The organism is Methylobacterium sp. WL6 (genome assembly GCF_008040095.1).
In the GTDB taxonomy this organism is placed as follows: domain Bacteria; phylum Pseudomonadota; class Alphaproteobacteria; order Rhizobiales; family Beijerinckiaceae; genus Methylobacterium.
In genome coordinates this window covers 1-5996 of sequence record NZ_VRVH01000273.1, presented here as the reverse complement: position 1 = coordinate 5996, position 5996 = coordinate 1, and the positions used below count along the sequence as shown (strand labels likewise).

The following is a 5996-nucleotide window of genomic DNA, read 5'->3' as shown; positions in this document are numbered from 1 at the left end:
CCGCGATCGCCGCCGCGGAGGCCGCCGGCTACCGCGTGACCGGCGAGCCGGAGCGGCGGCCGAAGCACTTCGACGTGCCGGCCGAGAAGGACGGGCAGGCCGTCCGGCTGCACGTCGACCACGACGGCACCGTCCGCAAGCCGAAGCCGGCGACGGCCGAGGCGGCCTGATCGCAGCCGGGCGGCGGAACACAGGCGCGATCAACGACTTGAGCACCCGGCCGAGCGGAGGCGATCCGCCCGGCCACCCGACCAGCGAGGGCGACGACGTGAGTACGACACAGGCGGGGGCGAGGGACGGCACGGCCGGTTCGATGCCGTCGGCGAAGACCCTGCGCGGGCTCGACGCCCTCAACTTCTTCCTCGCCGACGTGCGCGACGGCCTCGGGCCCTATCTCGCGATCTACCTGATCGCCGTGCGCGGGCCCGACCAGGGCTGGAACGAGGCGACGACGGGCCTGATCATGACGATCGCGGGCATCGCCGGGCTGATCGCGCAGACGCCGGCCGGGATGCTGATCGACGGCACCAACGCCAAGCGCGCCGTGGTGATCGCTGCCGCCCTGGCGGTGACGGCGAGCTGCCTCGCGCTGCCGTTCATCGGCAACTTCTACCTCGTCGCCGCGACGCAGTCGGTCGCCGGCGTCGCCGGGGCGATCTTCCCGCCGGCGCTCGCCGCCATCACCCTCGGGATCGTCGGCCCCAAGATGTTTTCGCGGCGGATCGGCCGCAACGAGGGCTTCAACCACGCCGGCAACGCCGTCTCCGCCGCGCTCGCCGGCGGGCTCGCCTACTTCTTCGGGCCCGTCGTGGTGTTCTGGCTGATGGGGGCGCTCGCCGTCTGCTCCATCGCCGCGATGCTGTTGGTGCCGGCGCGAGCCATCGACGACGACCTCGCCCGCGGCATGACCAAGGAACAGGACGTTGCCGAGGAGGACGCGCCGTCGGGCTTCGCCACCCTGCTGAAGAACAAGCCGCTGGTGCTGTTCGCCGGCCTGTGCGCGCTGTTCCACCTCTCGAACGCGGCGATGCTGACCTCGGTCGGGCAGCTGCTGACGCACCTGTCGGGCAAGGACCACGCGACCTCGCTGATCGCGGTCTGCATCGTCGCCGCGCAATGCGTGATGGTGCCGGTGGCGATGTTCGTCGGCGCCAAGGCCGACGCGATCGGGCGCAAGCCGATCTTCCTCGCGGCCTTCGGCGTTCTGGCCCTGCGCGGCGTGCTCTACACGCTGTCGGACAACCCGTTCTGGCTCGTCGGCGTCCAGCTGCTCGACGGCGTCGGTGCCGGCGTCTACGGCGCGCTGTTCCCGGTGGTGGTGGCCGACCTCACCCGCGGCGGCGGCCGCTTCAACGCCGCGCAGGGGGCGGTGGCGACGGCGCAGGGGTTCGGTGCCGCGTTCAGCGCCACCTTCGCCGGGCTGATCATCGTCTCGGCGGGCTACTCGGCCGCGTTCCTGGCGCTGGCGGCGACCGCCGGGCTCGGCTTCGTCCTCTACCTCGCGCTGATGCCCGAGACCCGCGACGCGACCGCGATCGGAGGCCGCCCGGACGGCGGCCTGCCGGCCGCGATGCCCGCGACCGCTTGATCGGACGGACCCACCCGCAATGTCCGACGCCTCCATGCCGACCGCCGCCGAGCGCGGGACGCCGACCGCCGAACCGCTGGTGTTCCTGCATGTCGGCGACCTGCACCTGACGAAGCCCGACGCGCGCAACGCCGCCGACTTCCGCGCGATCCTCGACCAGATCGCAATGATCGCGCCGCAGCACCTGCTCGACTTCGTCTACCTGCCCGGCGACCTCGCCGAGAACGGCTGGGCCTGCGAGTACGCGATCCTCGCCGACGCCCTCGCCCGGCATCCGCACCTGCCGGTGCGCCTGATTCCCGGCGACCACGACCGGCAGCAGGGGGCAATGGCCGACTTCCAGACGTTCCACGCCGGCCTGGTCGCGTCGCGGGGCCTGCCGGCCCCGACGGTGTGGACGCTGGACCAGCCACCCGTGGGGTCGCCCGAGGAGACCTGGCCGCCGGCCGAGATCCCGCATTACTGCGCGTGCGAGGATTTTCAGGGCGTCCGCTGCCTGTTCGTCGACATCGTCAGCCCGGGCTACGGCCGGAAGGGCATCGGCCTCGATTTCCGCCTGGGGCCCGACCAGACGCAGTGGCTGAGCGCGGCGCTGACCAAGGCGGCCGAGGACGGCGTTCCCGTCGCGGTGTTCATGCACGCCTACCCCGACGACCTGCGCGAGCCCGACGACCGCCTCGACGTCGCCGGCCTGTTCCGGGCCACGGGCGTGCGCCTCGTGGAGATGGGCCACACCCACTACAACGAGCTCGCCCATGACGGGCGCACCCTCTACGCCGCGGCGCGCTCGGTCGGGCAGAACGAGGACGGCTCGGTCGGCTACGCGGTCGCGGCGATCGACGGCCCGGTCACGAGCTGGCGCTTCAAGGCGCTCGACCGCCCGTGGCCGTTCGTGCTGATCACCAGCCCGGCCGACCGGCGCGTCGCCGCGCGGCCGGCGACGCCCGAGACCTCCGGCATGGTCGCCGACGCGCGCGGGCGGATCGCGGTCCGCGCCGTGGTGCTCTCCGACGCGCCGCCGCGCTACGTGCATGCCCGCGTCGGGACAGGGCCATGGGTCCGCATGGCGCACGCGGGCGGGCGCACCTACGCGGCGTGGCTGGCCTGGCCGCGGGACGCGCGCAGCATCCAGGTCGAGGCGGTGCACGCGGACTGGTCCGGCCACGGGCCCGACTTCGTCGACACCGACGTGATCGAGCCGGTCGTCGCCTTCGACGAGCCCGGCTTCGTGCCCGCGATCCCGGGCAAGCCCGGCAGCGACGTGCCGAATGTCGGCCGCTGGCTCCAGAAGGGCGTGCGCGGCGACCAGCTCGGCCCCAACCGGGCCGGGCGCAAGTGGTGAGCGCCTGACCCAGGATTTCAGGACGACACGCGCCCCGCGGGGCGCCGGGGGATGCAAGACGTGATCGCTGGACTGGCCATGACACCCAACCTCGCGACCTGGGGGATCGCGGGCGCCGCGACGCTCGGCGTGATCCTGCGGCCGTTCGGATGGCCGGAGGCGATCTGGGCGGCGCTCGGGGCCGTCCTCCTCGTCGTCCTCGGGCTGCTGCCGTGGCACGACGCGCTCGACGGCGTCGCCAAGGGGACCGACGTCTACCTGTTCCTGATCGGCATGATGCTGCTCGCCGAGATCGCGCGGAAGGAGGGCCTGTTCGACTGGCTCGCGACGATCGCGGTGCGGATGGCCAAGGGCTCGGCCACGCGGCTGTTCCTGCTGGTCTACGTCGTCGGCACGGTGGTGACGGTGTTCCTCTCGAACGACGCCTGCGCCGTGGTGCTGACGCCGGCCGTCTACGCCGCGACCAAGGCGGCGAAGGTCGAGAACCCGCTGCCCTACCTGTTCATCTGCGCCTTTATCGCCAACGCGGCGAGCTTCGTGCTGCCGATCTCGAACCCGGCCAACCTCGTCGTGTTCGCCGACCACATGCCGCCGCTGGGGGAATGGCTCGCGACCTTCGGCCTGCCCTCGGTGCTGGCCATCGTCGCCACCTACCTCGTCCTTCGCGTCACGCAGAACGGCACGCTGAAGCGCCAGGCGATCGCGACCGACGTCGAGGCCGCGTCGCTCGGGCTCGGCGGCAAGGTCGCGGGCGCCGGCATCGTCGCCACCGCGGCCGCGCTGATCGGGTCGTCGGCGGCCGGGATCGAGCTCGGCCTGCCGACCTTCATCGCGGGGCTTGCCACCACCCTCGTCGTCCTCGCGATCAAGCGCAGCGGCCTCGTCGCGGTGGTGAAGGACGTGTCGTGGAGCGTGCTGCCCCTGGTCGCCGGCCTGTTCGTCCTGGTCGAGGCGCTGGAGAAGTCCGGCGTGCTCAAGATAATCGCCGACCAGCTCAAGGCCTACGCCCAGGCCGACCCGGCCGGCACCGCCTGGGGCTCGGGCGTCGTCGTCGCCGTCGGCTCCAACCTCGTCAACAACCTGCCGGCGGGCCTCCTCGCCGGCGCCGCGGTCCATGCCGCGGCCGTCTCGAAGACCATCGCCGCCGCGATCCTGATCGGCGTCGACCTCGGGCCGAACCTCTCGGTCACCGGCTCGCTCGCCACGATCCTCTGGCTCACCGCGATCCGGCGCGAGGGCGAGGATGTCGGCTTCTGGCGCTTCCTCAAGCTCGGCCTGCTGGTGATGCCGCCGGCGCTGGCGCTGGCGCTCGCCGGCCTGCTCCTCGTCTGACGCCTCGGCCAAGCCCTCAGCCCTTCGGATCGGAGATCCCCCCGTGAACGCCGCCCTGCTCTATCCCTTCATCCTCGTCGCCGGCGCCCTGCAGGCGCTCGGCAACTCCATGAACGCCCAGCTGCGGGGGCGGCTGGTGAACCCCTGGCTGGCGGCGACGGTGTCGTTCGCCCCGATCGTGTTCGTGTTCGCGACGTTGTTCTTCATCATGCCGGTGCCGCTCCCGACCCTGGAGACGCTGGGCAAGATGCCCTGGTACGCCCCGCTCGGCGGCGTCGCGGGCGCGGTCGCGGTGTTCGGCGGCCTCGCCTTCATCGACAAGGTCGGCGCCGGGCCGTTCAACGGCCTGACGCTGACGGCCAACATCCTGGCCTCGCTGGCGATGGATGCGTTCGGCCTGTTCGGGCTGCAGGGCGGCGGCTTCAAGCCGATGCCGTGGCTCGGCGGCCTGCTGATGGCCGTCGGCGTCTTCTTCATCGCCCGCACCACCGCCGACACGGGCGGGGAGAAGGACGAGGGCCACGGCCTCAACCCGAAGCTGCTCTACCCATTCATCGTCGTCGCGGGCATCCTGCAGGCGGTGGGCGTGGTGTGGAACTCCCAGCTGCGCGGCGCCCTGGTGAACCCCTGGCTCGCGGCGACCGTCTCGTTCCTGCCCGTCGTCTTCGTGTTCGCGCTGGTGTTCCTGGTGCGGCCGACGCCGCTCCCGACCCGCGAGGACGTGAAGGGCGTGCGCTGGTGAATGCCGCTCGCCGGCATCACCGGCCGCGGTGGCGGTGTTCGGCGGCCTGCTGTTCGTCGACACGGTCGGCGCCGGCGCCTTCAACGGCCTCTTGATCACCGCCAACCTGCTGACCTCGGTGGCGCTCGACCATTTCGGCTGGGTCGGCATGAAGCAGGTCAAGGCCGGCCCGGCGCGGCTCGGGGGCGCCGCGCTGATGGTGGCCGGCATCCTGCTGATCTCGATCTTCTGACGATGCGGCTCCCGGCGGACGGCGCGTCAAACGTCGTCCGGGCCCTCGCCGCCCGTGTCGGGACCCGTGCCTTTGCCCTTGCCTTGCGCGACCGCGCCGGCGCGGATCGCGTCGAGGGTCTGGGTCGGCGTCAGCGCCTGCGGGTCGACGAGGCAGTGCAGCATCGCCGGCAGCCCGGAGGCGAGCGCCCGCTCGAAGGCCGGCGCGAAGTCCTCCGTCCGCTCCACGCGCTCGCCGTGGCCGCCATAGGCGCGGGCCAGCGCCGCGAAATCCGGGTTGCGCAGCCGCGTGCCGGAGACGCGGCCGGGATATTCGCGCTCCTGATGCATGCGGATGGTGCCGTACATGCCGTTGTCGAGCACCACGACGACGACCGGGATCGCGTATTGCACGGCGGTCGCGAATTCCTGGCCGGTCATCAGCAGGTCGCCGTCGCCCGCGAGCGCGACCACGATGCGCTCGGGGTGCGTGCGCTTGGCCATGATCGCGGCGGGCACGCCGTAGCCCATCGAGCCCGAGGTCGGCGCGAGCTGGGTGCGGAAATCCCGGAACCGGTAGTAGCGGTGGATCCAGGTGGCGAAGTTGCCCGCCCCGTTGCAGAGGATCGCGTCGGCCGGCAGCCGCCCGCGCAGGAAGGTCACCGCCTCGCCGTACTGGAAGGCGCCGGGCGTCGCCGCCGGTCGCTCCGACCAGTCGCGGTAGCTCGCATGCGCCGCGACCGCGCGTCCGCGCCGCGCCGCGACGGCCGGCGGCGATGCCC

4 protein-coding genes and 1 pseudogene are annotated in these 5996 nt (G+C 72.5%); 4 read left to right on the top strand and 1 reads right to left on the bottom strand.

Annotated features, from left to right (window positions below; all coding sequences use genetic code 11):
- The first annotated feature begins 313 nt into the window (after positions 1-313).
- The 4 genes and pseudogenes from FV230_RS23205 (at position 314) to FV230_RS23190 (ending at position 5236) form a co-directional block, all read left to right on the top strand.
- Positions 314-1588, top strand: coding sequence for an MFS transporter (locus FV230_RS23205; RefSeq protein WP_147844079.1), 1275 nt, complete (start codon positions 314-316; stop codon positions 1586-1588).
- Positions 1589-1607: 19 nt separating this feature from the next.
- The gene (locus FV230_RS23200; RefSeq protein WP_246694965.1) at positions 1608-2930 is read left to right on the top strand and encodes a metallophosphoesterase; all 1323 of its coding nucleotides are present in this window, start codon (positions 1608-1610) and stop codon (positions 2928-2930) included.
- A 78-nt stretch (positions 2931-3008) separates the two neighbouring features.
- Positions 3009-4262: an arsenic transporter gene (locus tag FV230_RS23195; protein ID WP_246694964.1), complete on the top strand. Its 1254-nt coding sequence runs from the start codon at positions 3009-3011 to the stop codon at positions 4260-4262.
- A 43-nt stretch (positions 4263-4305) separates the two neighbouring features.
- A pseudogene (locus FV230_RS23190) lies at positions 4306-5236 on the top strand (DMT family transporter).
- A 26-nt stretch (positions 5237-5262) separates the two neighbouring features.
- Here the strand turns inward: FV230_RS23190 and FV230_RS23185 are convergent.
- Positions 5263-5996 (bottom strand): thiamine pyrophosphate-dependent enzyme (locus FV230_RS23185; protein ID WP_246694963.1); only part of this gene is annotated, 734 nt, incomplete at its 5' end.